The 25,517-nt window shown below is 69.2% G+C and carries 26 protein-coding genes; 9 read left to right on the top strand and 17 right to left on the bottom strand.

What is annotated here, in order from left to right:
• Positions 1 to 55 precede the first annotated feature (55 nt).
• Positions 56 to 820, top strand: a complete 765-nt coding sequence (locus FFS15_RS07790; protein WP_137844456.1) for a class I SAM-dependent methyltransferase — start codon at positions 56 to 58, stop codon at positions 818 to 820.
• A gap of 18 nt (positions 821 to 838) precedes the next feature.
• Here the strand turns inward: FFS15_RS07790 and FFS15_RS07785 are convergent, their stop codons facing one another.
• Genes FFS15_RS07785 through FFS15_RS07770 form a run of 4 tightly spaced genes read right to left on the bottom strand, consistent with a single transcriptional unit; the run spans position 839 to position 5,152 of the window.
• On the bottom strand, positions 839 to 2,224 hold the full coding sequence (locus tag FFS15_RS07785; RefSeq protein ID WP_137844455.1) for an aminotransferase class V-fold PLP-dependent enzyme: 1,386 nt from the start codon (positions 2,222 to 2,224) through the stop codon (positions 839 to 841).
• Positions 2,225 to 2,275: 51 nt separating this feature from the next.
• A complete protein-coding gene (locus FFS15_RS07780) occupies positions 2,276 to 2,659 on the bottom strand; it encodes a PPOX class F420-dependent oxidoreductase (RefSeq protein WP_249353838.1) in 384 nt (127 codons plus the stop codon).
• 4 nt (positions 2,660 to 2,663) lie between these two features.
• Positions 2,664 to 3,638, bottom strand: coding sequence for a squalene cyclase (locus FFS15_RS07775; protein ID WP_137844453.1), 975 nt, complete (start codon positions 3,636 to 3,638; stop codon positions 2,664 to 2,666).
• A 32-nt stretch (positions 3,639 to 3,670) separates the two neighbouring features.
• The gene (locus FFS15_RS07770) at positions 3,671 to 5,152 is read right to left on the bottom strand and encodes an SDR family NAD(P)-dependent oxidoreductase (protein ID WP_171013124.1); all 1,482 of its coding nucleotides are present in this window, start codon (positions 5,150 to 5,152) and stop codon (positions 3,671 to 3,673) included.
• Between the two features lie 49 nt (positions 5,153 to 5,201).
• Here FFS15_RS07770 and FFS15_RS07765 point away from each other — a divergent pair, with 49 nt between their 5' ends.
• A complete protein-coding gene (locus FFS15_RS07765; protein ID WP_249353836.1) occupies positions 5,202 to 5,609 on the top strand; it encodes an NUDIX domain-containing protein in 408 nt (135 codons plus the stop codon).
• A gap of 16 nt (positions 5,610 to 5,625) precedes the next feature.
• Here the strand turns inward: FFS15_RS07765 and FFS15_RS07760 are convergent, their stop codons facing one another.
• Both FFS15_RS07760 and FFS15_RS07755 read right to left on the bottom strand, forming a co-directional pair.
• The gene (locus tag FFS15_RS07760) at positions 5,626 to 6,048 is read right to left on the bottom strand and encodes a hypothetical protein (protein ID WP_137844452.1); all 423 of its coding nucleotides are present in this window, start codon (positions 6,046 to 6,048) and stop codon (positions 5,626 to 5,628) included.
• A 9-nt stretch (positions 6,049 to 6,057) separates the two neighbouring features.
• A complete protein-coding gene (locus tag FFS15_RS07755) occupies positions 6,058 to 9,312 on the bottom strand; it encodes a M36 family metallopeptidase (RefSeq protein WP_137844451.1) in 3,255 nt (1,084 codons plus the stop codon).
• 233 nt (positions 9,313 to 9,545) lie between these two features.
• Here FFS15_RS07755 and FFS15_RS07750 point away from each other — a divergent pair, with 233 nt between their 5' ends.
• The 3 genes from FFS15_RS07750 to FFS15_RS07740 all read left to right on the top strand — a co-directional run bounded on the left by FFS15_RS07750 (position 9,546) and on the right by FFS15_RS07740 (position 11,969).
• Positions 9,546 to 9,998, top strand: a complete 453-nt coding sequence (locus FFS15_RS07750) for a hypothetical protein (protein WP_137844450.1) — start codon at positions 9,546 to 9,548, stop codon at positions 9,996 to 9,998.
• Positions 9,999 to 10,184: 186 nt separating this feature from the next.
• Positions 10,185 to 11,525: an HNH endonuclease signature motif containing protein gene (locus tag FFS15_RS07745; protein ID WP_137844449.1), complete on the top strand. Its 1,341-nt coding sequence runs from the start codon at positions 10,185 to 10,187 to the stop codon at positions 11,523 to 11,525.
• A 45-nt stretch (positions 11,526 to 11,570) separates the two neighbouring features.
• Positions 11,571 to 11,969 (top strand): VOC family protein, encoded by a 399-nt coding sequence (locus tag FFS15_RS07740; protein ID WP_137844448.1) that lies wholly within the window; start codon positions 11,571 to 11,573, stop codon positions 11,967 to 11,969.
• Between the two features lies 1 nt (position 11,970).
• On the opposite strand, the gene arr is transcribed toward FFS15_RS07740, so the two are convergent.
• The 3 genes from arr to FFS15_RS07725 form a co-directional block, all read right to left on the bottom strand.
• A complete protein-coding gene (arr, locus tag FFS15_RS07735; RefSeq protein ID WP_137844447.1) occupies positions 11,971 to 12,381 on the bottom strand; it encodes an NAD(+)--rifampin ADP-ribosyltransferase in 411 nt (136 codons plus the stop codon).
• Between the two features lie 85 nt (positions 12,382 to 12,466).
• Positions 12,467 to 15,229 (bottom strand): carboxypeptidase-like regulatory domain-containing protein, encoded by a 2,763-nt coding sequence (locus tag FFS15_RS07730; protein ID WP_137844446.1) that lies wholly within the window; start codon positions 15,227 to 15,229, stop codon positions 12,467 to 12,469.
• Positions 15,230 to 15,426: 197 nt separating this feature from the next.
• Positions 15,427 to 16,143 (bottom strand): spermidine synthase, encoded by a 717-nt coding sequence (locus tag FFS15_RS07725; RefSeq protein ID WP_137844445.1) that lies wholly within the window; start codon positions 16,141 to 16,143, stop codon positions 15,427 to 15,429.
• A 128-nt stretch (positions 16,144 to 16,271) separates the two neighbouring features.
• Between FFS15_RS07725 and FFS15_RS07720 the strand changes: the two genes are divergently transcribed.
• Both FFS15_RS07720 and FFS15_RS07715 read left to right on the top strand, forming a co-directional pair.
• A complete protein-coding gene (locus FFS15_RS07720; protein WP_137844444.1) occupies positions 16,272 to 16,877 on the top strand; it encodes a dihydrofolate reductase family protein in 606 nt (201 codons plus the stop codon).
• Positions 16,878 to 16,913: 36 nt separating this feature from the next.
• Positions 16,914 to 17,162, top strand: a complete 249-nt coding sequence (locus FFS15_RS07715) for a PLD nuclease N-terminal domain-containing protein (RefSeq protein ID WP_249353834.1) — start codon at positions 16,914 to 16,916, stop codon at positions 17,160 to 17,162.
• A gap of 8 nt (positions 17,163 to 17,170) precedes the next feature.
• Here the strand turns inward: FFS15_RS07715 and FFS15_RS07710 are convergent, their stop codons facing one another.
• The 8 genes from FFS15_RS07710 to dnaB all read right to left on the bottom strand — a co-directional run bounded on the left by FFS15_RS07710 (position 17,171) and on the right by dnaB (position 23,304).
• Positions 17,171 to 17,551 carry a hypothetical protein gene (locus FFS15_RS07710; RefSeq protein WP_137844443.1) on the bottom strand — a complete coding sequence of 127 codons (381 nt, stop codon included), beginning with the start codon at positions 17,549 to 17,551 and terminating at the stop codon, positions 17,171 to 17,173.
• 10 nt (positions 17,552 to 17,561) lie between these two features.
• The gene (locus FFS15_RS07705) at positions 17,562 to 17,939 is read right to left on the bottom strand and encodes a bleomycin resistance protein (RefSeq protein ID WP_137844442.1); all 378 of its coding nucleotides are present in this window, start codon (positions 17,937 to 17,939) and stop codon (positions 17,562 to 17,564) included.
• A 9-nt stretch (positions 17,940 to 17,948) separates the two neighbouring features.
• Positions 17,949 to 18,176: an RNA-binding S4 domain-containing protein gene (locus tag FFS15_RS07700; RefSeq protein WP_137844441.1), complete on the bottom strand. Its 228-nt coding sequence runs from the start codon at positions 18,174 to 18,176 to the stop codon at positions 17,949 to 17,951.
• A gap of 37 nt (positions 18,177 to 18,213) precedes the next feature.
• Complete coding sequence (locus FFS15_RS07695; protein ID WP_137844440.1) at positions 18,214 to 18,831, bottom strand: response regulator transcription factor; 618 nt, start codon at positions 18,829 to 18,831, stop codon at positions 18,214 to 18,216.
• Positions 18,828 to 20,024, bottom strand: a complete 1,197-nt coding sequence (locus FFS15_RS07690) for a histidine kinase (RefSeq protein WP_137844439.1) — start codon at positions 20,022 to 20,024, stop codon at positions 18,828 to 18,830. Before FFS15_RS07690 ends, FFS15_RS07695 begins: the two co-directional genes overlap by 4 nt.
• A gap of 15 nt (positions 20,025 to 20,039) precedes the next feature.
• The gene (locus FFS15_RS07685) at positions 20,040 to 20,828 is read right to left on the bottom strand and encodes an ABC transporter permease (RefSeq protein ID WP_137844438.1); all 789 of its coding nucleotides are present in this window, start codon (positions 20,826 to 20,828) and stop codon (positions 20,040 to 20,042) included.
• On the bottom strand, positions 20,825 to 21,808 hold the full coding sequence (locus tag FFS15_RS07680; protein ID WP_137844437.1) for an ABC transporter ATP-binding protein: 984 nt from the start codon (positions 21,806 to 21,808) through the stop codon (positions 20,825 to 20,827). The genes FFS15_RS07685 and FFS15_RS07680 overlap by 4 nt, the downstream gene beginning before the upstream one ends.
• Before the next feature lie 122 nt (positions 21,809 to 21,930).
• Entirely contained in the window at positions 21,931 to 23,304 is a 1,374-nt protein-coding gene (gene dnaB / locus FFS15_RS07675; protein WP_137844436.1) for a replicative DNA helicase, read from the bottom strand.
• 458 nt (positions 23,305 to 23,762) lie between these two features.
• Here dnaB and FFS15_RS07670 point away from each other — a divergent pair, with 458 nt between their 5' ends.
• A complete protein-coding gene (locus FFS15_RS07670) occupies positions 23,763 to 24,647 on the top strand; it encodes a hypothetical protein (RefSeq protein WP_249353832.1) in 885 nt (294 codons plus the stop codon).
• A gap of 84 nt (positions 24,648 to 24,731) precedes the next feature.
• Positions 24,732 to 25,517: chaplin family protein (locus tag FFS15_RS07665; protein WP_137844435.1), on the top strand; the 786-nt coding region annotated here is incomplete at its 3' end.

Genomic DNA, 25,517 nt, shown 5'->3' with positions numbered 1-25,517 from the left:
GGAGCCGACCGCCCGAGACCTTCCGTCGCCGTGCCCGGCTCGGCACAATATCCCCATGGAGGACGCCGCCCACTTCTACACCGGCCTCGTCGCCGACCTGTACGAGCCGCTGCGCGGCGGTCACTCCGACCCCGACGACTACGAGCCGCTGCTGCGCCGCTACGGCGAACCGGCTCTCGAGCTCGGCTGCGGTGGAGGCGATCCGCTCGTTCCGCTGCGACAGCGGGGCTTCGAGATCGAAGGCGTCGACTCGTCGGCCGACATGCTCGAGCGCTGCCGTCGCAGGGCCGCGCTCGCCGGCGTCGACGTCGTGCTGCATCACCAGCGCATGGAAGCCCTCGATCTGCCGCGCTCGTACGCGCTGATCTACCTGGCGGGTGCGACCTTCAACCTGCTGCCCGGCGACGACCTGGCCGTGGCCGCCCTCCGGGGAATCCGCGCGCACCTGGACCCAGGAGGCGTGGCCGTGATCCCGCTGTTCGAGCCGACTCCCGAGAACGCCGATCAGCTCGGCGCCCGTCGCACCGGGGTCGACGAGCACGGGGCCGAGATCAGCGTCACCTTCGTCACGCAGGAACGGGATGCCGAGGCCCGCCTGCAGCGATCGAAGCTGCGGTACGAGCGACGCGGCGCCGGTGACCCTGAGGTCGTCGAGCGGGAATGGGTGCTGCACTGGTACGAGCAGGAGCGCTTCCGCTCGCTCGCCCGCGTCGCCGGGCTCGAAGTCATGGCGGTGCTCGACGACGACGGCGACCCGGCCCCCGCGGACGCGACCGAGGTGATCTTCCACCTGCAGGCGACCGGCGCCACGCAGCAGTGAGCGCCGCCCCGCGATCCGTCAGCCCAGCGTGTCGAGGATGTCGGTGAGCAGCTCGTAGGTCGTGAGCGGGCTGATGATCGCGAACCGCAGCACCGGCTCACCCGCGTGCGAGCTCGGCACGACGAACCCGCGCTGGTCCTCGAGCAGGCGATCAGACCATGCCTGGTAGTCGGCGAGCGTCCAGCCCTCGCGGCGGAAGACGACCACCGAGAGCTGCGGGTCGCGCACGAGCGACAGGGTGTCACGACGGGTGATCTCGTCGGCGATCTGCTGCGCGAGATCGATGCCGTGCTCGATGGTGGCGCGGTACTGCTCGGTGCCGTGAGTCGCGAGCGAGAACCACAAGGGCAGGCCGCGCGCCCGGCGGGTGAGCTGCACAGCGAGGTCGGACGGGTTCCAGTCGGGCGTCTCGGTGAGGGTGTCGAGGTACTCGGCCTTCTGCGTGTGCGCGCCGAGCGCGAGCGCGGGTTCGCGGTAGATCAGCGCGCACGCGTCGAATGGTGCGAACAGCCACTTGTGCGGGTCGACGATCACCGAGTCGGCGCGCTCGACGCCCGCGAATGTCGGCCGCATGCGCGGGGCGAGCATCGCTGCGAGTCCGTAGGCGCCGTCGATGTGCAGCCACACACCGCGCGCGGTGGTCTCATCGGCGATCGAGGCGATGTCATCGACGATGCCGAAGTTGGTGGTGCCGCCGGTCGCCACGACCGCGAACACCGCGTCGCCGTGCTCGTCGAGCGCCGCCGCGACCGCGTCGCCGTGCAGGCGCCCGCCGGCGTCGGGCGCAGCGGTCACGATGTCGACGTCCATGACCGCCGCCGCCGACGCGATCGACGAGTGCGCCTCGGCGCTGCACACGACGGCCCAGCGAGCCGGGTCGGGGCGCCCGGCCTCACGGCTGCGGTGGCGCGCGGCATCCCGAGCCGTCACGAGCGCGGAGAGATTGCCGATCGTGCCACCCTGCACGAACACCCCGCCCGCCGTCGCCGGCAGGCCGAACTCGTGCGCGAGCCAGTGCAGCACCTCGTTCTCGGCGAAGACGGCACCGGCTCCTTCCATCCACGATCCTCCGTAGATGGCTGATGCCGACACCACGACGTCGAATGCGAGCGCGGCCTTGCTCGGTGCCGACGGAATGAAGGCGAGGTAGCCGGGATGGTCGGTGGACAGGCACGCCGGCGCGAGCACGTTCTCGAACAGCGCGATCGCGCGCCGTGCCCCGATGCCGTCGTCTGTGATGGAGCCGGAGGCGAGCCGTGCGAGATCGTGCGGGCGCATCGGCTTGTCCAGCGGGATGTCCTCGTACAGCGCGCGGCGGCGCGCGTACTCGAGCACGTCGTCGACGGTGTGGCGCGTCTCGGCCGAGATGGCGTGCATCCGCTCGGGACGAGGTGAGTCGGTCATGGGTCCTCTTCGCGTTCTGGCCCGCGTCGCCGGGGTGCGGTGAGGGCGGCTCTATCTTCCTGCACGGAACGGGGCTGAGCCCAGCACCCGTTCGACCTGCATCTCGAGCACGACCCGCTCGGGGTTGACGCGCGGCTGCCGATAGCGGCCGGCGTAGAGCGCCACGGCGTGGGCGACGGCATCCGGATCCTCGTCGATGCGCGCCGGACCCTCGAAGCTGATCCACCGCCCGCGGTCGACCGAGCACACCGACGCTCTGCCGGAACGCTCGACGTTGAGGAACTTCTGCGAACCGCGCGATCCGATCACGCGCACGATGCCGTCTTCGTACGTGAAGCCGACGGGCACCGCGTGGACGCGGTTCTGACGACCCAGCGTCGCCAGCGTGGCCAGGTGGTACTCGGCGAGGAACTCGAGAGCGGCAGCAGTCAGCACTGCCTCAGCCTGCCACGGGTGACTCGTCGCGGGCGTCCCACCACTCGAGCACGCGCGTGGCGATGAAAGTGAGCCACGGCGACGGCTCGCCGGCATCGACGTCGATCTCGAACCACACCGCACCGGGGTGACGGCGCTCCTGGATCCACGTCCCCTCGGGCGTGCGGGCTGCGCGCACCACCTCGATCGCCTCCGCGATGCGGGGATCGGGGGCGGTGCCGTCCTGCAGCGACGCCGCTCGGAAGTAGTCCACCGCGTGCAGCGCGCTGTAAAAGGCGCGGAACGGGTAGGCGAACCGCAGCATGTACGACTCGACGACCTCGCCCGTGGTCTGGCGGCGCAGCAGGTGGCGCTGCAGCAGGTACTCCTCGCCCCGATGGCGGGCTTCACGCAGCTCGTCGGTGCCGCCGGCCAGCTTCTCGTAGGCCAGGATGCCCTCGAGGGAATTCAACGTCGAGGGGAACGAAGACCGGGTCGATCCTTCGACCCATTCGCAGTTCCAGCCGCCCTCGTCCATCTGGTGATCGACGAACCATCGGGCGTTCTCGGTGACGTCGACGCCCAGCCAGGCGCCGTTCGCGAGCGTATACCCGTTGATGCATGCATCGACCTCGCCGCCCCAGTAGGGCAGGTCGTCGTACTCCCAGCGGCTGTTCTCGGCGAGCTTCTCGGCGGTTCCGGCGAGGCGGTCGGCATCCACACCCCATTCGCGCAACGAATTGAGCGACCATGTCGTCGCCTTCCACGGCTGGCCGGGTTCGGAGCCGTCGTACCCGCGCGGGAAGAACGCGCCGCCCGCCCACTGGCCGTCGTCGTCCTGCAGGGCGAGGAGCCGTGCGCCGAAGCCCTCGGTCGCGACCCGGGCACGCGTGGCCCGCCACACCTCGGGCGGAGAGCCTGCCAGATCGCGCTCAACCTGCCAGCGAAGCGCCGGGTCGGTGTCGAGAAGCCATGCGAGCACTGCGGTGTCGACAGTCATGCGCGCCACGGTACCGGTGGGCGCCGACAGAGTCACCAGGCGCCGGGTGTGTAGTCCTTGAGGAAGACGCCGAACAGATCTTCGCCCGCCTCGCCGCGCACGATCGGGTCGTACACGCGTGCCGCGCCGTCGACGAGGTCGAGCGGGGCGTGGAAGCCCTCTTCGGCGAGGCGCACCTTGGTCGGGTGCGGGCGCTCGTCGGTGATCCAGCCGGTGTCGACGCTCGTCATCAGGATGCGGTCGGTCTCGAACATCTCGCGCGCGCTCGTGCGCGTGAGCATGTTGACAGCCGCCTTGGCCATGTTGGTGTGCGGGTGGCCGGGGCCCTTGTAGCCGCGGTTGAAGACGCCTTCCATGGCGCTGACGTTCACGACGTACGTGCGGCGCGCGGTGCTCGCCGCCATCGAGGGGCGCAGCTTCGAGATGAGCAGGAACGGTGCGGTGGTGTTCGCCAGCTGCACCTCGAGCATCTCGAGCGGGTCGACCTCGTCGACGCGCTGCGTCCATGAGTTGACGTGGTGCAGATCGGGGACGAGCCCACCGGCGTCGATCGCCGTGCCCGCGGCCAGGCGCTCGAGCGAGCTCGACCCGGCCGCCATCGCCTGTTCGGTCAGCTCGTCCGCCCGCGCGGCGGCGGCTGCGAGGATCGGGTGCGCTGTCACCGAGCGCTCGAGGGCCTGCGGATGCTGGTCGTTCGTGTGCCCGAACGTGACGAGCTCGGGCAGCGGACCGTTCGGCAAGGGAGCGAGCTCGGCATCGACGAGCGGCTGGTACGCGCCGGGCGAGCGCCGGACGGTCTGGGTGGCGTTGTTGATCAGGATGTCGAGGGTGCCGGCCGCCGCGACGTCTTCGGCGAGGCCGATCACCTGGGCGGGATCGCGCAGGTCGATGCCGACGATCTTGAGCCGGTCGATCCATTCGGGGGCGTCGGGCAGGCTCGAGAACCGGCGCACCGCGTCGCGGGGGAACCGGGTCGTGATGGTGGTGTGGGCGCCGTCGCGCAGCAGGCGCAGCGCGATGTACATGCCGATCTTGGCGCGTCCGCCGGTGAGCAGCGCCCGCTTGCCGGTGAGGTCGGTGCGCGCGTCGCGCTTGGCATGGCTCATCGCCGCACACGTCGGGCACAGCTGGTGGTAGAACGCGTCGACGATCGTGTACGGCTGCTTGCAGATGTAGCAGGCGCGGGCCTTCAGCAGGGTGCCTGCGATCGGCGCGGTCGTGGCCGTCGAGATCGGGATGCCGCGCGTCTCGTCGTCGATGCGGTCGGGCGCTCCGGTGGCGGTGGCGGCGACGACGTCGCGGTCGGCCTGCGCGATCGCGTCGCGGATCTCACGCCGGCGGACCTTCTTCACGGCCTTGAACATCTTCGCTGTCGCCTGCCGAACGGCGACGAAGTCGGGGTGGGTCTCGTCGAGGCCCGCCATGCCGTGGAGCACCCGGAGGGTGGCGGCGAGGTCGTCCGGGTCGATGCCGCTCGGCGGCAGGTCGGCGGGAACGGGCGAGTCGGTGGGCACACGCGATTGTACGCCGGGGCACCGCGGTGGAACCTGTTAGCGTGCGACGGTGACCTCAGACGATGCCGTGCGCGAGATCCGGGTGTCGGCGGCGGTCATCCTCGACGCCGTCGGGCGCCTGCTGCTCGTGCGCAAGGCCGGCACCACCGCGCTCATGCAGCCGGGCGGCAAGCCCGAGCCCGGCGAGTCGCCCGCCGAGACGCTCAGCCGCGAGCTGGACGAGGAGCTCGGGCTGAAGATCCCGCCGAAGCAGCTGCGGTCGCTGGGGGTCTTCCGCGCAGCCGCCGCCAACGAGCCGGGCTTCGTCGTCGTCGCGGATGTCTTCGCCGCAGACATCGGGGCGCAGCATCCGGTCGTCGCCGCTGAGATCGCCGAGCTCCGCTGGATCACGCGCGCCGATGCCGACGAGCTCGAGATCGCACCGCTCGCGCGCACGTACTTCCTGCCTGAGCGCTGACCCGCTCAGGATCGACTCAGCCCGAGACGACGAACACGATCGACCAGTCACCCGCGCCCGTCGACCCCCGCACGGTCGCCTCGCCGGGCTCGACCGCGCGGATCTCCCACTCGCGCGCTCCGCTGCCCGAGACGTTCGCGACCGCGATCACGAGCACTGCGCCGCCGTCGACCACGGGGTCATCGGCTTCGGCCTCCGTCACACGCAGCGTCGTGGTCTGATCGACCGTCATCGCGAACGCGCGGCCGTCGTCGGACGGACCCACGAAGCGGGGTGCGGGCTCCGGCTCGGCTGCGGACGACGTCGGCGCTGGTGACATCGTTGCTTCCGTCGCGGTCGGGGTGGGTGTCGGCTGCGGAACTCCGTACGGCGACGGCCCCGCGCTCGCGCACCCCGTCAGCATCGCTGCGAGGACGAGGGCGGGGAGCCACCGTCTCACGTCGACCCCCTAGTCTCCGCTCTGCGTGGCGATCCGCTCGACGAGGTTCTTCTGCGCCTTGATCTGCGCGGTCGTCGACGCCGGGTTCATCCGCACCGTCTCGGCGGTGAGCATGACGGCCCCGAAGGTGCTGTCGAGTGTGCCGTTGCCGTCGGTGTCGACCGGGGTCGCGAGACTCACCGAGCCGTTGGCGAAGTTCAGCCAGGCGCCGAGAGCATGCTGGTCGAAGATCACATCTCCCGGTGACTTGGCCGGAGCGTTGAGCACCTTCGTCGCCGCCGCGCGTGTCGACGCGTCGGTGTCCTCGTCGAAGACCAGGCTGAAGTACCCGACGATGTCGAGGTAGCACTGGAGCTCGGCCGGCGTGAAGTCGTTCGGCGGCTTCGGGCGGTACTGGTTCAGCCACCAGCCGTGACCCTTCGACACCGTCGCGTTGCCGGTGATGACGACCGCCGCGGTGTCGGTCGGAGAGACCCCGCCGTCGTCGTCGGTCGCCGTGACGCCGAGTTCATACAGGCACGCGTCACTGTAGATGTGGCTCGCCTCGAGCGTCACATCGCGCGGCTCCACACTCGGCGACTTCAGCGGGTCGAGAGCGGGCGGGTTCACGAGCGAGGTCAGGGAATCGGATGCCGAGTCCCCCCACTCCCACGTGATCTCGATGTCGTCGCTGCCCGGATCGGTCGAGGTGGCCGGCACCGTGAGCTCTTCTCCTGCCTCGAGGATGAAGGCGCTGACGCCGTCGTACACCTGCTCGCCCGACGTGTCGATCGTCGCGGTGGGATCGACGTTCGCCACCGCGGCGACCTCGGTGTCGCAGTTGTCGCTCGTGTCGTCGTCGGCGGCGCAGACTTCGACGGTGAAGTCGCCGTCGTCGCCGTACTGATGCTCGACCGAGAAGGTGAGCGTCGCGTCGGGCCGCACGTTCTCCTCGACCCCGGCGAGCGCCACGGGCGCCTCACCGTCGTCGAACGAGATGCTCGCCGACAGGTCGTCGAGCCAGCCCGGGTCGGTGACCGTGCCCGACACCGTCACGGTGCCGAACTCGTCGATCGGCGTGATCGCGTCGATCGCGACCGTCGGCGCGACGTTCGTGACCGTCACGGTGCTCGTGTCGGTCGCGGTTCTGCCGAACTCATCGGTGACTTCGAGGCCGATCGTGTACACGCCGTCCTGGCCCACCGCGGTGAACGAGGGCGTCGCACCGGTCGCGTCGTCGTACTGGCCGTCGTCGTCGAGATCCCACGCGTACGCTGTGATCGCGCCGGCGCTCGGGTCGCTGCCGCTGGCAGACCCCGTGCCGTCGAGAGCGGCATCCGTCCCCTCGGGCGTGACGTACGGGCCGCCGGCATCTGCCGTCGGCTCGCACTCGGGCGGGACGGCGTCGCTTGCGGTCGGAACCGTGTCGAGCCCCGTCGTCGAGTCGACGCCGAGGCCCCGGCCTGCGAACGCCGACCAGATGAGGCACGTGTTCTCGCCGCCGTCGGCGGTGATCAGCGCGTTGCGCGCATCGATGTACGTCGGGTCGGCCGGAGTCGCCTTCATACCGTCGAGCACGAGGGTCGCGAGCGGTTCGACGCCGCCCGGGAACAGCTGGCCGATGTCGTAGATCGTCGCCGCCCAGATCTCGCCGTTGCCGTGGCCGCTGTTGGACGAGGTGTTGTACGACTGGAAGGTGCGGGTGGAGATGTCGTAGCCGACGGATCGGATGCCGTTGATCTGGTCGCCGGTGACGTACTCGCCGACGGTCGCGTCGTCCCACTTGAGGATGGAGATCACGTCGCTCCAGCCTTCGCCGAGCGCGCCGCGCTGGTCGAAGTCGTTGTAGCCGAGGTTGCCGCCGCCGACGAGCCGGCTCGAGACGCCGTGCCCGTACTCGTGGGCGATGACGTCGCCGTCCATGTCGCCGTCGCGATACGGACGCCCCGGTGCCCACATGTACATCTGCATGCGCGGGCTCGTACCTTCGGCGGGAGTGCCGAAGTTGGCGTTGTTCAGGCAGCGGATGTCTTCGTCGTCACCGGTGTCGGCGGTGTCCTTGTCGTCGACGCAGCCGAAGTCCCAGCCGTCCTGCGCCTCGGCGAGGACGGGGTCGCCGCCGCTGCCGCCGAGGCCGAAGTTGTCGACCTGGAAGTTGCCGCTGGCCTCGTCGAAGCCGTGGGTGTGGAGCCAGTCGTGCATCACATTCGTGTAGTAGAAGAGCTGCGTGATGGCCGCATCGCGGTCGGCATCGAGGGCCGCGAGCGAATCGACGTCGGCGGTCGTGCGCCAAGCATCCGTCCACGCGTAGGTGAACTCCTGATAGCCCGGATCGCCGTTCGCCGCCGTCTCGGGCTGGTACTCGTTGTTGGCGTCGTCGTCGTCGCGATCGAGGTAGGCGTTGACGTTGTTGCCGCTGGTCGTGCGGTCGGCGACCCATGGGCCGCCGGGGCCCGAGAACGACGTGGTCTGGCGGGTCGCGCCGGCGGCCTCGGGGTGCTCTTCGCGGAAGACGTCACCCTCGGGGGCGGCGTGCGCGTAGCGGCTCTGCTGCTCGATCACCTCGCCGGTGTTGGCGTCGACGACCGACTCGAACCACGCCTGACCCGACGACTCGATGTCGGTGAGCCACGCGAGCCGCAGGGCGGTGCCGTTCTCGTCGGGGTACCAGACGAGCTCGGCCGTGATCGGCGCCGGCTGGGTCAGGCCCTCGGCGTAGACGTTCGGGTACTCCTTCGCCGCGGGCGCCTTCGTCGCGGCTTCGCGCAGCGGCCGGGATGCCTCGGCATCCTGCGCGTCGGCGGCGGCGTCGATCGCGACCTGCGCCGTGAGCTTCGCGGTCGTTCCGGTGCCGTCACCCGGCGCGAGGAATCCGGCGGCCGACAGCAGCCGGCCGTCGGCGGCCACCACAGCGGTCATGACGGCGCCGCGCACGCGCAGGCCGTCGATGCGCTGGCCGACGTGCACGGCCGACGAGCCGTTGGAGAGCTTCACCTCTTTATGGACGTAGAGACCGGATGCCGCCTCGGCGGTCAGCCCGAAATCGCCGGCGTTCTCGCGCAGGTAGCCCAGCGCGATGTCCGCCGCAGCGGCGGCGCTCGCCTCGGTGAGCGCACCGACGGTCGGGTCTGCGATGACCCGTCCGCTCGCCGCATCGACCATCACGCGAGGTGGCGGGTCTTCGTCGGCGACCGCGAGCGCAGGCCCGCCGACCCCCGATGCCAACAGCCCTCCGGTGAGAAGAGCGACGATCCCCAGCTTGAAACCCTGCTTCGACGCGGACATACCGGTCCCCCTCGTGGCTCGACGCGCCCCCGAACGGCGCGGACAACGAGCCACTTGCGAGCGTCACTGTAGACCTGCCCCGCGACCCGCACAAGAGCATTCGCGAGGTGGCATGAGCCCTGTCGGAGAGCCGCCGGATCGGTCAGGATCGGAGAAGTATCGGCGTGAATGGATGCGTAGCGTTGAGGGCAGCGGGCCGGTTCCGGGCGCGCGCCACACGTCGAAGGAGAACCATGAGCACCGAATCGAAGAAGAGCCCGGCATCCGAAGGTCTGTCTCAGGACGAACGGAATGCCGTGAAGGAGCGCGCGAAGGAGCTGCGGGCCGAGGCGAAAGCCGGCAAGAGTCGCGCAGCGGGCGAGAAGGCCCTCCTCGAGGCCATCGCCGCGATGACTCCGGACGAGAAGGAGCTGGCCGAGGGAATCCACGCGATCGTCTCCGAGGTCGCCCCCGAACTCTTCCCGAAGACCTACTACAGCATGCCTGCGTGGGCGAACGCCGACGGCAAGATCGTGCTGTTCTTCCAGCCCGCGACGAAGTTCAAGGCCCGCTATTCGACGCTCGGGTTCGAAGGCGCCGCTGCCCTCGACGACGGCGACATGTGGAGCACCGCGTTCGCGCTGGTCGCGTTCACCCCGGCGACGAAGAAGCGGATCACCGAGCTCGTCGAGAAGGCGGCGGGTTGACGAGTTCTCCGCTTCTTCGGTCGGTCGGGTGCGGATTTAGTTTCTAAACTGAATGCCGTTCTCGGCGCGATTGATGACTCCAGTGTCGTTAGTTCATGCTAGACTGAAGTCCTCAGCAGATCCCGCGTACGTGCCCACGCGAGACCGGTCGACGCCCGTCGTGGTGTCGTTCTCTCAGGAGCACTCATGGGGCACATGCCGATCGACTCACCAGGAACCTGGAGCGCGCTCGATCGCGTCGTGACCGGTGTCGTCGACACGCGCGCTCAGATCGCCCGCCTGCAGGCGCAGGAAGCGGCGCTCCTCGCCGAGGCCGGCGAACTGGTGCTGGAGCGCACCGCGTCACGACGAGCATCGGGTAAGCGGTGGGACACCGACCTCGCGCTGCGCGAGGTCACGAGCGAGCTCGGCGCTGCGATGCGGCTGAGCGATCGCAGCGTGCAGGCCCGGATGGCCTCGGCATCCTCCCTCACCCGATCGTTTCCGGCGACTCTCGCCGCGTTCGAGGGCGGGCGGATCGACGCCGCGCACGTCTCGGCGATCATCGACGCCGGCATCAGCATCGGCGACCCCGACGTGCGCGCGCAGTACGAGCATGTGGTGCTCGAGGCCGCCGGATTCGAGACCCCTACGCGGCTGCGCGCGATCGCGCGCATCGTCGCGGCGCGCCTCGATCCCGAGACCGTCGCAGAGCTGCAGCGCCGGGCGCGTGACGGCCGTCAGGTGCGCGTCATCGATCTGGGCGACAGCATGGGGCGCCTTCTCGCCGACGTGCCGGCCGCTCACGCCTACGCGATCCTGGATCGCCTCACCCAGATGGCGTACGAAGTTCGCGATGGCGGCGATGAGCAGGATGCCGACGCCGAAGCCGAGCGGCTCGAGGATCCGCGGACGCTGGCCGAGCTCCGCGCCGACATCCTGGTCGACATGCTTCTCACGGCGGCTCCGACCGGTCACGGCAGAGCCGACGCGCTGGGCGCGATTCAGGGGCGCGTGCAGATCACCGTGCCCGTGCTCACCGCGGCGGGCATCGGCGATGAGCCCGCATTGCTCGCCGGCTACGGCCCGATCGATCGCGAGACCGCCGCCCGACTCGCTGCTGACGCCCCCGGATGGGATCGCGTGATGACCCACCCGCACACCGGGGTGCCGCTCGCCGTCGACCGCTACCACCCGAGCGCCGAGCTGCGCCGGTTCCTGGGAGTGCGCGACGAGCGCTGCCGATTCCCCGGGTGCATCCAGCGCCCGTGGCGCTGCGACGTCGATCACACGGTCGACGCCGCGTACGGCGGACCCACGTGCCACGAGAATCTCGCCCACCTCTGCCGCCGCCATCACACCGTCAAGCACGCGACCGCGTGGACGGTGCGGCAGCTCGAGAACGGCATCCTCGAATGGACGAGTCCAACCGGGCGCCCCTATGTCGACAAGCCACCCGCCGCCGTGCAATTCGTGCCGTCGGACGCATATGAGTCCGCGACGCCGCGCCCACCTGCCGACTACGGCGGCGATCCGCCGCCCTTCTGAGCTGCACCGATTGTGTGCGCGGCACCGCCGACGTAGAGTCCAGCCATGCTCATCGTGGGCTCGATCGTGATCCGCGTCGACGACCTTCAGCGGCAGGCGGACTTCTGGACTGCGGCGCTCCGGTACGACGTCCGGCCTTCGGGCAGCGACGACTTCGTGATGCTCCGGCCCCGCAACGGTGTCGGGCCCCAGGTCTCGCTCGACGCGGTCCCGTCGCCGCGCATGCTGCCCCCGCGCATCCACCTCGATCTGTACGCCGACGACCAGGCCGCAGAAGTGAGCCGCCTCACGGCGCTCGGCGCCCGCGAAGTGCACTGGGACAAACAGCCGGCGGACGCCGACTACGTGATCATGGAGGATCCCGAGGGCAATCGCTTCTGTGTCGTCGACGCGCGCGACTGGTCAGGCTGGTCAGCGGAGCGGTCGACGCCAACCGACGACTGACTCAGTTGATGATCTCGCCGCGGTCATCGGCGCGGAGTTCCGCCAGGCGGTCCTGCCACACCTGCAGCGCCTCCGGCGTCAGTCGCGTCCAGTCGGTCTTCTCTCCGACGACACGGATCGGGGCCGTGCTGCGGTATGAGCGCGTGGGGTTGCCGGGGAACTTCTTGTCAGTCACGTTGGGGTCGTTCTCGAACGGACCGGTCGGCTCGACCAGGTAGACCCGCGGCTCGGCGTCGCCCGGCGCGAGTTCGGCCGCCAGACCGGCGCCGTCGGGCAGGGCGGTGAAATAAATGTGGTTCATCACCACTTCGGGACGGTAGTTCGACCTGAACCCCGCCCTCAACAGGTCACCGACCCGCAGATCGGCCTTCGTGCCGTGAAAGAAGGGACCCTCGTCGAGTGGTTGACTCACGCCGACAGACTAAACGAGCCGTGATGCGGTGGCGATCGAAGGAGCGGACGCCGGGTCTACGCCCGGCATCCGCCCGAGCGATGCGTCAGCGGACGGCGTACCAACCGCCGTCAGCCGTGATCACGACGAGCGACGGTCCGCGGTTGAACGCATACCTGCCGGACACGGCGCCGATCTCGTTCACGATGAGGTCCGCGTCATAGCCGTAGGTGCCGTCGAAGTACTGCCAAACGATGAAGTTGCTGTCCCCGAAATACCCGAGCTCGATGCTTGTCGCAGCACCGTCGTACTTGTATACGCCAGATCCGGACCCTGATGCAGGGAGCTGTGCGGCCGAGTCGATCGACGAGAGGGTCACGGTCCATGCACCGTCCGCGGTGATCTCGAAGTACGAGGTCGCCTCGCCGTAGTACCCGTCCGCCTTCCCGTAGACGGTTGCGCCAGTGAACTCGGTTCCATAGGAGATCTCGTTGAACAACAGGTTCTGGCTGTCGTAGGAGGCGTCGAGGGACCACACGATGAAGTTGCCGTCGCCCACGAAGCTCGCCGACATGATCCCCGTCGACATGTTTGCCGGAACAGTGATGACATCGTCGCCGTAGCCCGAGAACGTCTTGGCGGTGAATGTGCCGAACTTCTTCGCGTACCAACTGGCGTCGGCGATCGGGCCGGTTGCCGCGCTGGTCTTGCTCGTGGTCGTGTAGCCGGTCTTCGATCCCGTGACCTTCACGCTCATCGTCTTGCCGATATCAGCGGAGACGAGCTTGTGCGTCGTGCTCGTGGCGCCACTGATGGCTGCGCCGCTGCGATACCACTGGTACTTCAGCGTGACGACTGATGGTCCCCAAGTGCCGGGAATCGCCGTGAGGGTGTTTCCGACTCGCTTCGTGCCGGAGATGGTCGGCGTGGCGGCGGTCAAGGTGCCGGCCGCAACAGCCGCCGTCTTGGCGGACGTGCGGGTCACCGGTGTGTGGCCGGACTTCCTCCCCGTGACCTTGACGGTGATCTGCGCGCCGCGGTCACTCGCGGTGAGCTTGTACGTGGCGCCGGTCGCGCCGGTGATCGAGGTTCCGTTCCGCAGCCATGTGTAGCTGAACTCCGTGCCTGTAGTCCACGTGCCGGGATTCGCGGTCAAAGTCGAAGCGACCTTGACCACACCCGAGATGGTCGGTGTCGACGCGCGCATCGTCTTCGTCGTGTTCGCCGAGATTCGCCAGACTGTCGCGAACCCCGACTTCCTGCCCGTGACTTTGACGGTGATGAGCTTGCCCGAGTCACTCGTCGTCAATGCGTAGGTGCTGCTCGTCGCCCCGGAGATTGCGGCGCCGTCGCGCAGCCAGGCGTAGGAGAGCGTCGCGCCACTAGTCCACGCGCCGGCCTTTGCCGTGAGCGTCGTACCGACCACCATCGAGCCCGAGATCGTAGGCGTCGGTGCAATCTGCACCTTGCCGGTGGCGATGGATGTCTTGGTGATCGTCGCGAAACCCGGTTGGGTGCCAGTGACCTTCACGCTGATCGCTGTGCCGGCGTCGGTGGCCGCGATCGCGTAGGTGCTCTTCGTCGCGCTCGAGATGGCCCGCCCATCGCGCAGCCACTGGTAGGCGAGCGTCGTGCCCGCGGTCCAGGTGCCTGATGTTGCGGTCAGCGTCTGACCGACGGCGACGACTCCCGAGACCTTCGGCGTGGCGGCGGTGACCGCCTTGGCCGACGCGGCGGATGCGCGCGCGATCGTCGCGTAACCGCTCTTGGATCCGGTGACCTGAACCGTGATCGTCTTGCCGTTGTCGGCGGATGCAAGCTGGTACGTGCTCGTCGTGGCACCGGCGATTGCGCTGCCATCGCGCAGCCACTGGTACCTGAACGTGGTCCCGCTCGTCCAGGTGCCGGCGGCCGCCGTCAGCGTCTCTCCGACGGCGTACGTTCCCGTCACCTTAGGAGTCGCGGCGATCGCCACCTTCGCAGACGGCGCAGAGGTCTTCACCACAGGGGCGTAGCCGGCCTTCGTTCCGCGCACGCGGACAGAGATCGCCTTGCCGACGTCGGATGTGGTGAGCTTGTACACGCTGGCGGTCGCGCCACTGATCGCTGAGCCATCACGCAGCCACTCGTAGGCAATCGTCGTGCCACTGGTCCAGATGCCGAGCTTCGCGGTCAGAGTCGCACCCACTGCGAGAGTTCCGCTGATGGTCGGGACCGCGGTTGCGATCTCGCCCACGGCGACTTCGCTCGTGGCTGCGGATGACGCGGTGGTTGAGCTGAAGCCTTCGCGGTGTGCAGTGACGGCAACGGAGATGGTACGGCCGAGGTCGTCGGCGACGATGGAATAGTCGACTCCGGTCGCGCCGCCGATGACCTCGGCGCCGCGGAACCATTGCCGCGTGAACGACAGGCCGGTCACGCTCCACTCACCGTCGGTGTGGGTCAGTTTCGAGCCCACCCGGGCTGAGCCGGTGACCTGTGGGGCGCTCGTCGCCTCGATCATGCTCGGAACGAGCACGATGTCGATACCGTCGACCGGCGCGGACTCGACGACGACGAGACTGGCTGCGTCCACGTCCGGCATCACATCGCTGGACGGGTACCACGTCGGAACGAAGGCGGAGAACTCGTCGGCCTCGGCGGCGCGCACCGCGTAGGTGCCGTCGGCGACGGCCGCGAAGACGAAGTCGCCGTGTGCATCGGTCGTGACCTCGGCGGTCGGCTCGGGTGCCCAAGCGCCGTCGACCAGGACGAAGAGTTCGACCTCGGCATCTGCGAGCGGCGTTGCAATGACGTCGCTGACGCTACCGGTGATTCCGCCCGTGGCCAGTTCGGTCTCATCGGCATTCGCAGGTGCCGCAACGATCATCGGCGCGAAAAGTCCGACCAAGATGGTGGCAGAAATGAGCGCGCCGATGCGCGCTCGAAGAGATGTGGACAAGCGTCGCTCCAGGCTGGGAATGATGCGTGCTCCGCATCGGAGGGGTGCAACCCCCAGGCGCACCGATTACGACGGTAGCGGTACTCACTGCGGAGACGCTGTGTGCCGCGATCCACGCACGGCGGTCACCGTGTCGCCGGCAAACCCGTCGCGACGTACACCGTGTTCGACGACGTGCCGCCGGTGAGGCGATTGTCGAAGTCGACCACGTGCGCGGTGGTGTCGGTGAAGACGGCAGCGAGCGTGGTCATGAACTCGGCGTCGGGCGGGTCGTCCGACCACAGCGCGAAGACGCCACGGTCGGACATATGCCGTGTGAGGGATTCGAGGCCGGCCACCGTATACAGGTCGGCGTGGCTCGGATCGAGGGTGTGGCGCGGAGAGTGATCGACGTCGAGCAGGATGGCGTCATATCGCTCGTGGTCGGATGCCGGTGCCCGCCGCATCACGGCGAAGAAGTCGTCGTGGATCAGGGTCGTGCGCGTGTCACGCACCAGCTCGGCCGACACCGGAAGCAGCTCTCGCTCATGCCACCCGATCACCGCGGGCAGGGCATCGATCACGTCGAGCCGTCGAACCCGGTCGTCTCGGAGCGCGGTCACTGCCGTATAGCCGAGGCCCAAGCCTCCGACGACCACGTCGAGAGCATCGCCCGGTGCTGCGGCGAGGCCCAGGGTCGCGAGAGCCTCCTCGGCGACGGTGAACAGGCTCGACATGAGGTACTCGTCCTTGAGCTTCACCTCGTAGATGAGCTCGCCCGTCGCGGGGTCGGCGCGCCGCCGGAGCGTCAACTCGCCCATCGGCGTCTCCTGCCAGTCGAGCTCTTCGAACCTGCTGATCATGGTGATGCTCGCTCTCCGGCGATGGGTTCGGCGGGCACCCGGGCGGTGCCGGCCGCGCTCCATCCTCCACCCTCGGGTAGATTGCGGGCACTGCCTGCCTTGCCACCCACCGTCGAAGGGGTCAGCGGATGCCCGACACCACCTGCCACATGTCGATCTCGCTCGACGGCTTCGTCGCCGGAGCGGATCAGAGCCTCGACGACCCCCTCGGCAAGCGCGGCATCGAGGTTCATCGCTGGCACATCGGCGACCCGCGCGCCAACGAGGCCGACGAGGTCGCGGCGAGCTGGCTGATGCGCCCGCGCGGCGCGTATGTGATGGGCCGCAACATGTTCGGCCCGATCCGCGGCGAGTGGGACGACGACTGGCGCGGGTGGTGGGGGCCCGAGCCGCCGTACCACGCACCGGTGTTCGTCCTCACGCATCACTCCCACGAGCCGATCGAGATGGAGGGCGGCACGACCTTCCACTTCATCACCGACGGCTTCGACTCCGCCTACGCACGGGCACGCGAGGCAGCCGGCGACCGCGGCGTCGACATCGCCGGAGGCGCCTCGACCGTGCGCCAGGCACTCGCTGCCGGAGTGATCGACGAACTCACCCTCGACATCGCCCCAGTGCTCCTCGGGTCGGGCGAGGGGATCTTCGACGGCGGCGAAGCCTTCGGGTTCGAACCCGTCGAGGTGCTGCATTCGCTGCTCGCGACCCACATTCGCTATCGCCGGATGGAGTGAGGTCGGCATCCGCTCGCCGCTCACTACGCTGTAGGGGTGATCGATGCAGGCAATCCCCTGATCCCGGCCGGCTACGACATCGCGTGGTCGATCGTCGCGGTGCTCGTCATCGCGCTGGCCGTCGCAGCGCTCGTGAGCCTCGCCCGGAGCGCGAAGCGCCTCACGGCGACGCACGCGCTCGTCTGGACGCTCGTCATCCTCTTCGTTCCGGTCGCGGGGCCTGTCGCCTGGCTCGCCATCGGGCGCCGCGCCATGCCCGCAGAGCGAAACAGCGCGGCCGGTTGACCGCCGGCCTAAGCAGCCGCGCGACGCGCGCTGTCGATCGCGGCCGCAAAGCGTCGGGCACCGTAGCAGCGCACCTTGAACACCGAGTCAGCCGTCGTGATCACCACGATGTTCGTGACAAGCCCCGGAACAACCCGGAGGTCTTCGATCGCTGCGAGCGGGATGCTGACGTCGAGACTGCCCGACTGCACGGATCGGTTCAGCGCGTTGGGCGAGAAGTCGACCGTGGTGGTTGTGAGCGTGACTCGCCCGCCGACCCAGAGCCCGCCCAGCGCCGCGCGAAACATGCCGAGGACCGACCCGATGATCGGCATCGCGCCGATGGTCGGCGCCGAGACGTCCTCCATCAGCGCGTTGGCCACCTTCGAGACAAGCACCTGACCCGGCACAGCGAACGCCCTACCGCTCCTCGATCAGCGTGAGCAGGTTGCCGTCGGGATCGACGAGATGGCCGGCCCGAAGCCCCCAGTCCTGCTCCCGCACCTCATGGAGGCGCGGGAAGCCCCGATCCGCGATCGGCACTCCCGCCGCACGGATCGTCGCCACCAGTTCGTCGACGTCAGCGACGCGGATCGTGCACCGGCTCGAGCTCGTCGCCGGGTCGAGATCCGGCCACGGGAAGAACTCGAGCTGCAGGTCGCCGCGCCGCAGAATCATCCATCCGCCATCGCGGAACGCCGTGACGAAGCCGATGCGCGCATAGAAGTCCTCGGTGGCACCGAGGTCTCGCGCGGGCAGGTTCGGGACGGCGCGGTCAGGGGATGCTGCGTCGGTCATCGGCGAAACTCACGGACGTACGCGCACGCGGCGCCCCTCGAAGGCGATGATGTCGCCGATCTGCAGCTGCCGTCCGCGGCGGCGATCGACCTCGCCGTTCACGGTCACGAAGCCGTCGATGATGGCCTCTTTCACGTCTCCACCGGAGTCGAGAAGGCCGGCGAACTTCATGAACTGACCGAGACGGATCATGTCGCCGCCGATCGGGACGTCCTCGATCGGAGCCGGTTTCGTCATCCCCGAATGCTAGCAACGAGCAGGGGCACGCCAAGGCTCACAGCCACCCGTTCTCGGTGGCGATCCGCACGGCCTCGGCCCGCGAACCTGCCCCGACCTTGCCGATCGCGGCGGACAGGTGGTTGCGTACCGTGCCCTCGCTCAAAAAGGTCATCGCCGCGATGGCGGTGGTCGATCCTCCGCCGGCGGCGGCCGCCAGCACCTCGGTCTCCCGCTCCGAGAGTGGGGAGGGTCCGATGCTGAGGCTCGCGGCGGCAAGCTCCGGGTCGACCACGCGGAAGCCCGCGGAAACGCGCCGCACGGCATCCACCAGCCGATCTGCCGAGGCGTCCTTCACCATGAACCCGGCCGCTCCCGCCTCCATGGCGCGTCGCAGGTAACCGGGGCGCCCGAAGGTCGTCAAGACGATGACCTTCGTGGCGGGTCGAGCGGTGACGATCGCCGCGGCGGCTTGGATGCCGTCCTTGCAGTCGGCCGTGCCGGGCATCTGCACGTCCATCAGCACGACGTCGGGGAGGACGTCGGCGGCCTGGCGGACCGCATCGGGCGCGGTGCCTGCCAATGCGACGACCTCGAGGTCGGACTCGGTGCGCAGCAGTGCCGCAAGCGCCTCGGCGATGATCGCCTGATCGTCGGCGACGAGCACCCGGATCATGGCCGAGTCCGGGTCGGCTGGGACGAAGGGGCGAGGACGGCGCGGACCGACGTGCCGCCGCCGGGGACGGCCGCGACCTCGAGCACCCCGCCGACCGCGGCGACGCGTTCGCGGAGACCTGTCAGTCCGTGGCCCGGCCGGTCGGCATCCACACCGACGCCGTCGTCGCGCACCACGACCGCGTTCTCATCGACCTCGATCACGCACGTCGAGGCTTCCGCGTGCCGGACGACATTGGTCACCGATTCGCGGACCACATAGCCGAACAGCTCGCTGACGCTGTCGGGCAGGGTCGGCAGCGCGGACGGCGTACGAGCATCGACGCCGGCAGCGAGGAGCACCGAGCGGGCACTCGCGATCTCGGTGGCGAGCCGGATCTCGGTCAACCCCGAGACGGTCGCCCGGACATCGGCCAGAGCCTGGCGCGCGATCGCCTCGACCGCCGCCATCTCGTCTTTCGCCGCAGCGGGCTCGGTGTCGACGAGGCGCGCGGCGAGCGACGACTTGATCGTGATGGCGGTGAGCGAGTGGCCGAGGATGTCGTGCAGGTCGCGGCTGATCCGCGCCCGCTCAGCGGCCACCGTGAGCGCCTCGACCCGCGTCTGACTGCGCTCGAGCATGCGCCTGATCCGGCTGCTCTCCATCCAGCCCGCGAGCCCCAGCCCGATGCCGAGCGAGAGCGCCGCGATGAGGACCGGCATCCAGTTGCCGCCGAGGAGGCCCGCCGCAGCGAGCACCAGCGCCCAGCCGACGAGCGCGAGGCGGGCCTGATGCCACGGGATGAGGCTGGCCATCAGGACGGCGGGGTACACACCGAAGTTCGCGAACTCCCACCCCCACAGCACTGCCCCGCCGGTCACCAGACCTGTGAAGCCGGCGACGTACCCCCAGCGCACCCCGAGCGACGCGTCGGCTGTCCAGGCCGCGCCGACGTATGCCGCAGCGAGCACGACCAGGTAGGCGATCCGCAGACCGAGGATGCCGGGGCCGACCTCCTCGGCGATCGTCGGGATCGCGAAGACGAGGAAGACGAGGCCGACGAGGTAGGTGAGGAACAGGTTCGGCCGCACCCCCCGCCAGCGGAACGGCAGGTCGGTGGGGCTGCCGGGAGCTGCCCACGGCGCGCCGGCGGGATCGTCGCCCGGCCCGAACGGCGCGGGGCGCAGCGGGCCCCCGAGGCGTGATCGCGTCATGGTGCCTCCTCGTGCTCAGCGCTTGCTGGTGGCCGCGGCTCGACGATAGCCGAGCGCACCGAGGACTGTCAGGCCCACAGACCAGGCGAGCAGCACCCCGATGCCACCCCAGGGGAAATCCGCGCCGGGCAGGAACGGGAACCGGCCGAGCTCACCCAGCCAGTACGTGGGAAGGACGGGGGCGATCGTCGCCATGACGGGAGGCATGTTGTCGACCGGGAACCACAAGCCTCCGAGCAGCGAGAGGGCGAGCAGCAGCATGGTGGTGACACCCTGGACCGCCTCGGCCTTCACCCACACGCCGACGACCATGCCGAGCACCGTCATGGGCAGCAGCCCGATCCAGAGGAGCCCCAGCGAGGCGAGCCACTGGCCGGCGGTGGCGGTGACCCCGCCGAGGAAGGCGCCCGCGACGAAGACGAGGATCAACGCAGGCAGGACGAGGGTCATGGTCACCGCTGCGCGCGCCCACAGGAACACGCGCGGGGGCACGCTCGTGATCATCAGCTGGCGGAACCAGCCCGACCGGCGCTCGAGGGCCAGCTGAGCGCCTCCGCTCATCGCCGCTCCGAGGCTGCCGTACGCGGCCATCGAGACCATGATCATCGCCGAGGCGAGTCCGTCATCGGACTCGCCTCCGTAAATGGCGGAGAAGACGAGGTAGAGGGTCACCGGCATGACGACGGTGAACACCACGAAGCTGACGTTCTTGGCCGTGAGCGCCGCGCTCTTCAGCGCGTAGTGGAGGGTCGGCGGAAGCCCGGTCGAGCGGGGCGTCGGCCGCGGGGCAGTGAAGGTGGTCATCGGAGCGTTCCTTGCGTGAGGGCGGGAGTGGTGAGGGCGGGAGCCGTGGTGAGGGCGAGGAAGGCGTCCTCGAGCGTGGCTGCGGTGACCTCGACATCGTGGACGCGCTCGTCGCGGAGGAGCGCCCGCAGTGTGAGATCGGAGTCGGTGGTGTGCAGGTGCAATCGCGCACCCACACGCACGACCGCGACGACACCGGGCAGACGGCCGAGGCCTTCGGGGTCGAGGTGATCAGCGAGGAGGGTGATCGTGCGCCCGGCGACGCGGGATCGGATCTGGTCGCCTGTCCCCTCCGCCACGACCCGGCCGGCGGAGAGCACGATGATCCGGTGGGCGACGTCGTCGGCCTCTTCGAGGTAGTGGGTCGCGAACATCACGGTGCGCCCCGCATCGGCGAACTCCCGCATCGAACGCCAGAAGCCGCGGCGCGCCTCGACGTCCATACCCACGGTGGGCTCGTCGAGGATCAGCAGGTCGGGGTCGGGCAGGAGCGCGAGTGCGTACCGCAGCCGCTGGGCCTGGCCGCCCGAGAGTCGGTCGGTCTTCGTCTTGAGGAACCCGCCGACGTCGGCCCGTTCGATGACCTCTCCCACAGCGAGCGGCCGGGAGTGGAGACCCGCCATCAGCTGCAGGACGTCGATCACCCGGGCATCGGCAAGCAGTGCGCCGCCCTGCAGCATCGCCCCGATCCGTCCCGCACGAACGGCGGCGAGCGGGTCGAGACCGAAGACGGAGACGGATCCGGTGTCAGGCTTCGCCAGCCCGAGGATCATCTCATTGAGAGTCGATTTGCCGGCGCCGTTCGGGCCGAGAACCGCGACGATCTCACCGGGCTCGATGCGCAGAGTGAGGTCGTCGACGGCGCGAACGGCACCGTACGACTTGGCGAGGTTCGTCACCTCGACGGCGGCGAAAGGACCCGGGGATTCGGATGCCGCGCGAGTGGGCCGCGCGAGCTTCGAGGGGTGTGTGTTTGACATGTCCCCAGCCTCGCGCCGGCCATGCCTCGCTGCCTCGGCTCTACGTCACGACCTGGTCGTGACAGATGTCACCGCTGCGGAGCGGTCACGGGCTCGCCGATGCGGCCGGCGAACCCCTGCTACTACCCGAAGTCGTTCGGCGCCATGTCGGCGAAGCGCGAGAAGTGGCCCTGGAAGGCGATCTCGAGCGTCGCCGTCGGGCCGTTGCGGTGCTTGGCGACGATGAGGTCGGCCTCGCCCGGACGTGTCTCGCGGTCGTAGACCGAGTCGCGGTGCAGCAGCACCACCATGTCGGCGTCCTGCTCGATCGAGCCGGATTCGCGCAGATCGCTCACCTGGGGGCGCTTGTCGGTACGCTGCTCGGCGCCACGGTTCAGCTGCGACAGAGCGACCACCGGAACCTGCAGCTCCTTCGCGAGCAGCTTGAGGGCACGCGAGAACTCGCTGACCTCTTGCTGACGCGATTCGACCTTCTTGCCGCTCGTCATCAGCTGCAGGTAGTCGATGATCACCATCTTGAGTCCGACACGCTGCTTGAGGCGCCGGCACTTCGCGCGGATCTCGACGAGCGTCATGTTGGGGCTGTCGTCGATGTACAGGGGCGCGTCGTTGATGCGCCCGCGCGTCGATGCGATCGTCGTCCAGTCGCGCGAGTCGAGCGTGCCCTTGCGCATGTTCTGCAGCGGCACCGAGCCCTCGGCGCTCATGAGGCGCATCGCGATCTCACTGCGACCCATCTCGAGCGAGAAGAAGATCGTGGGCATGTTGTGCTTGATCGCCGCGGAGCGCGCGAAGTCGAGCGCCAACGTCGACTTGCCCATGGCGGGTCGCGCGGCGATCACGATCATCTGCCCGCCGTGCAGCCCGTTGGTGAGCTCGTCGAACTGCTGGAAGCCGGTCGGGATGCCGGTCATCTGGCCGTCGCGCCCGCGAGCCGCCTCGATCTCGTCGACCGCCGCATCGACCGCCTGCGTGAGCGGAACGTAGTCTTCGGCAGTCTCGGCGCCCGTGACGCTGTAGATCTCGGCCTGCGCATTGTTGACCAGGTCGACTGCGTCGCCCTGGCCGGCGTACCCCATCTGCACGATCCGGGTGCCCGCCTCGACGAGTCGGCGCAGCAGCGCGCGCTCGGAAACGATCGACGCGTAGTACCCCGCGTTGGCAGCCGTCGGCACGATCGAGGTGAGCGTGTGCAGGTAGTCGGCGCCGCCTGCGCGCTGCAGCTCTCCCGACTTGATCAGCTCGTCGGTGACCGCCACGACGTCGGTCGGCTCTCCGTGCGAATACAGCGTGAGGATCGCCTCGAAGATGAGCTCGTGCTTGGGGATGTAGAAGTCGGACCCGCGCAGCGACTCGATGACATCGGCCACGGCATCCTTCGACAGCAGCATGCCGCCGAGGGCGCTCTGCTCGGCGAGGATGTCGTGGGGAGGGGTGCGCTCGTACTGGCGCGGTGCGCCCCCGAGTCTTTCGTCGGAGATGTCTGCGATCGACATTGGTGCAGGATCTCCTCGTCGTCCGGGTGGCCGCACCCCACGCTAGGCATGGGGTCCGACACCTGCAACAGACCCTGTGGATAACTCTGTGGAGAGACTGCGAGAAACGCCGCAAGAGCTGTGCACAACCCCTGTGGACAACTCGGGACTTCATGCACCGAACATCGACGGATTTACTGAATTACCAGGTTTTCCTCCGCCCACAGGTTGTGGACGGCGATGTGCTTGAAGTCCGCGTTGAAGGTTGCGCTCCGTCGCGCGACCTGTGCACAATTCCGCGACTCGGAAAGCGCGTAATCCCGGCGATGTCACACCGGGATGCCGCAACCAGCCTTCCCGCAGGCTTGACACGTCGTGGCCTTGACCGTCGGCCGCGAGCGCGCTACGGTCGGAAATCCAGGCACCCTCAAGCGCGATCCGTTCGGAGCGCGTGACGCTGTTCGTCGTTGGAGGTGAACGTGGAGAACGCACCCTCGGAGTCGCTGTCGAGGATCGCGCGACTGGCCCTTGTCGGGGCCGCGACCGCGTTCGCCTGGATCGTCCTCTCGCTGCTGCTCGGCCTCGGATCGGGGCACGCACACGCGCAGGAGAGCGACGATGGCGGGCTGCTGGGTGCCGTCACAGACCTGGTCGACGACACGGCGGGTGCCGTTACCGCCGCGGTCACATCGACAACCGATCCCGCGGTGGAGGTGATCGTCGCAGTCGTCGAGCCCCTCGCGGAACCCGTCGTCGAGCCCATCGCAGAGGTCTTCTCAGGCGGTCCCGTCGGCGGCATGACGCAGCCGATCGTCGCAGTGGTCGCAGAGGTGCCCGTCGTCGGAGACGTCGTGGCCGCCGTCGGTCTCGACGAGACCGTCGATGAGGTCTCCGAAACGGTCGACGACACGTTGGACGATGTCGTCGACGCTGTGGTCGACACAGGCGGCGCCGCCGTGCTGCCGCCCGCAGCACCGCAGAATCCTGCGGTTGCACTCGCGCCACTGCCGCGTGCTGAGCCCGTTCAGGCCGAGACTGCCGCAGACTCCGCGTCCGCACATGCGGACGCGTGGGCGGCAGCATCCGATCTCCTGTCTTCCTCCGGCGCATCGGAGCCCGCCTCCGCGCCGACGTCGATCGTGTCCTCCGACCCGCGCTCCGCGGGCGGAGGCCCGATTCCGGCCGGCGGGCTCTGCCTTCCGGCCGCATCGACAGCCGGACCCGGTGGTGCGGGTCCCGGCGCCTGGGCGTTCCTCGCCCTCGGTCCGCTCGTCGCACACCGTGCCTGGGTGCGTCGCGCGAAGTCCGAGGACGACGACGCGCCACCGGCGCCCGCGCAGTCCACCGACGTCTCTCCCGACTGATCGGCTCGACGCCGCCCGCGAGGCGGCAGAGCTTCCCCGCGCTCCGGCGCGTTTCGAATCCATCAGTCAGCAAGGAGAACGATCATGCGCACTTTCGTCACGCGCGCCCTGTTGGGCACGCTTCTCGCCGGCGGCATCACGCTGCTCGGCGCAACGGTCGCGAACGCGGCCGAGACATCCGGGGAGGACGGGCTGCTCTCGGGCACCCAGGCACTCCTCGACGTCGACCTTCCGATCACGATCACGGGCAACGCACTGTCGGTCCTCGGCGACGCCACGAGCGAGCAGGCCACGGCGCCCGCCGCTGCGCCTGCGCCGGCGCCCGCCCCGGTTGCCACCAGTGGAGACGACGCCGTCGGCTCGGGCACACAGGCGATCGTCACGGTGAACGTGCCGATCACGGTCACCGGGAACGCCGTGTCGGTCGTCGGCGACAGCGAGTCGACGGGAGCCGCAGCCACGGCACCCGCGCCCGCTTCCGCACCGGCGACTGCGGCCGAGACGTCGGGCGAAGACGGCGTCGCCTCGGGAACGCAGGTGATCGCGCCGGTCACGGCACCCGTCACCATCACCGGGAACGCCATCTCGGTCGTCGGCGACAGCGAGTCGACGGATGCCGCGGCCACCGCCCCGGCGAGCACACCCGGCGGCACCACCGCAGGCTGGACCAACGGCGAGGACTCCATCCTCGGCGGCACCCAGCTGATCGCACCCGTCACCGCACCCGTCACCATCACCGGGAACGCCATCTCAGTCATCGGCGACAGCGAGTCGACGGATGCCGCGGCCACCGCCCCGGCGAGCACACCCGGCGGCACCACCGCAGGCTGGACCAACGGCGAGGACTCCATCCTCGGCGGCACCCAGCTG

Origin of the sequence: Microbacterium sp. 2FI, from assembly GCF_005502885.1 — a bacterium.
Taxonomy (GTDB): Bacteria; Actinomycetota; Actinomycetes; order Actinomycetales; family Microbacteriaceae; genus Microbacterium.
Note: the sequence above shows the minus strand (reverse complement) of the source record. Positions and strands in the feature narration are given on the sequence as shown.

Bases quoted from the DNA above. Each gene is read 5' to 3' on its own strand.
- FFS15_RS07790 (WP_137844456.1), top strand. From the start codon at position 56: ATGGAGGACGCCGCCCACTTCTACACCGGCCTCGTCGCCGACCTGTAC.
- FFS15_RS07785 (WP_137844455.1), bottom strand. From the start codon at position 2,224: ATGACCGACTCACCTCGTCCCGAGCGGATGCACGCCATCTCGGCCGAG.
- FFS15_RS07775 (WP_137844453.1), bottom strand. From the start codon at position 3,638: ATGACTGTCGACACCGCAGTGCTCGCATGGCTTCTCGACACCGACCCG.
- FFS15_RS07755 (WP_137844451.1), bottom strand. From the start codon at position 9,312: ATGTCCGCGTCGAAGCAGGGTTTCAAGCTGGGGATCGTCGCTCTTCTC.
- FFS15_RS07750 (WP_137844450.1), top strand. From the start codon at position 9,546: ATGAGCACCGAATCGAAGAAGAGCCCGGCATCCGAAGGTCTGTCTCAG.
- FFS15_RS07745 (WP_137844449.1), top strand. From the start codon at position 10,185: ATGGGGCACATGCCGATCGACTCACCAGGAACCTGGAGCGCGCTCGAT.
- FFS15_RS07740 (WP_137844448.1), top strand. From the start codon at position 11,571: ATGCTCATCGTGGGCTCGATCGTGATCCGCGTCGACGACCTTCAGCGG.
- FFS15_RS07730 (WP_137844446.1), bottom strand. From the start codon at position 15,229: ATGATCGTTGCGGCACCTGCGAATGCCGATGAGACCGAACTGGCCACG.
- FFS15_RS07725 (WP_137844445.1), bottom strand. From the start codon at position 16,143: ATGATCAGCAGGTTCGAAGAGCTCGACTGGCAGGAGACGCCGATGGGC.
- FFS15_RS07720 (WP_137844444.1), top strand. From the start codon at position 16,272: ATGCCCGACACCACCTGCCACATGTCGATCTCGCTCGACGGCTTCGTC.
- FFS15_RS07705 (WP_137844442.1), bottom strand. From the start codon at position 17,939: ATGACCGACGCAGCATCCCCTGACCGCGCCGTCCCGAACCTGCCCGCG.
- FFS15_RS07700 (WP_137844441.1), bottom strand. From the start codon at position 18,176: ATGACGAAACCGGCTCCGATCGAGGACGTCCCGATCGGCGGCGACATG.
- FFS15_RS07695 (WP_137844440.1), bottom strand. From the start codon at position 18,831: ATGATCCGGGTGCTCGTCGCCGACGATCAGGCGATCATCGCCGAGGCG.
- FFS15_RS07690 (WP_137844439.1), bottom strand. From the start codon at position 20,024: ATGACGCGATCACGCCTCGGGGGCCCGCTGCGCCCCGCGCCGTTCGGG.
- FFS15_RS07685 (WP_137844438.1), bottom strand. From the start codon at position 20,828: ATGACCACCTTCACTGCCCCGCGGCCGACGCCCCGCTCGACCGGGCTT.
- FFS15_RS07680 (WP_137844437.1), bottom strand. From the start codon at position 21,808: ATGTCAAACACACACCCCTCGAAGCTCGCGCGGCCCACTCGCGCGGCA.
- dnaB (WP_137844436.1), bottom strand. From the start codon at position 23,304: ATGTCGATCGCAGACATCTCCGACGAAAGACTCGGGGGCGCACCGCGC.